Annotated in this window: 1 protein-coding gene; it reads right to left on the bottom strand. The window is 68.0% G+C overall.

Annotated features, from left to right (window positions below; all coding sequences use genetic code 11):
* On the bottom strand, positions 1 to 1,038 hold a 1,038-nt coding region (locus Q2M23_RS43625; RefSeq protein WP_316399525.1), incomplete at its 3' end, for a condensation domain-containing protein.
* Positions 1,039 to 1,049: the final 11 nt, after the last annotated feature.

Raw genomic sequence — 1,049 nt, forward strand, 5'->3', positions numbered from 1 at the left:
CGCCGGCAAAGGATCGTCCTGCCCAGCCGCGAATGCCCGGTAAAGCTGGCTGAGTTCACGCAGCAGCACGCCCATCGACCAGCCGTCCGAGACGATGTGATGCTGGGTCAGCAGGAAGACGTGCTCCTCGTCCGACATCCGCACCAGATGCCCGCGGATCAGCGGACCGCGCGCAAGATCGAATGGCGTGCGCCCCTCTTCATGGCACAGATCCAAAAGCGCCGCTTCCGCATCCGATCTCTGCCGCAGATCGTGGTCGACTATCGGCAATCCCGCATCCGGCGGCAGCACCTCAACCCGGGGCTTGCCTTGCGTCGCGACAAAGACGCTGCGCAGCGCCTCATGACGCGCAAACAGACGGTCAAGGCTGCGCTGCCAGGCGCTGCGGTCGAGCGCCCCGCGCAGTCGCAGCGCCAGCGGAATGTGATAGTTCGTGCTGCCTTCGTTCAGCTGCGCCAAAAACCATAGCCGCTGCTGCGCAAACGACAGCACCAGCGGCTCATGCCGCGACACGACTGCAATCGCCGGCAGCTGTTGCGGACCGGAGCGGCTCAACAACTCGACGATGCTTGCCGCCAGGTCAGTCAGCACTGGCGTTGCGAACAGCGTCGACAGCGGCAGGTCGACCCCAACAGCCTGGGACAGCCGGCTCGACACCTGCACGGCGAGCAGCGAGTGGCCGCCCAGTTCGAAGAAGTGGTCGTGGCGCCCGATGCGCTCGACACCGAGAAGCTCGGCCCAGATCCGCGCCAGCGCGGTCTCGACCGCGCCCTGCGGCGCCTCATAGGCCGCCAGCGCATAGGCCTGATCGGCCGGCGCGGGCAGCGCGTTCCGATCGAGCTTGCCATTCGGCGTCAGCGGCAGCGCCGCGATCGGCACGAACGCTGCCGGCACCATGTAGTCCGGCAGCCGGCTACGCAAGTGCGCGCGCAAGGCGCCCGCAAGCCCGCCTCCATCGCCCTCGCCTTCACCGGCCTCCGGCGCGCAGACCACATAGGCGATCAGATGCTTGTCGCCGGCGCGGCTCTGGCGCGCCACCACCACCGCCT

Source organism: Bradyrhizobium sp. 33ap4, from assembly GCF_032654765.1.
In the GTDB taxonomy this organism is placed as follows: Bacteria; Pseudomonadota; Alphaproteobacteria; order Rhizobiales; family Xanthobacteraceae; genus Bradyrhizobium; species Bradyrhizobium australafricanum.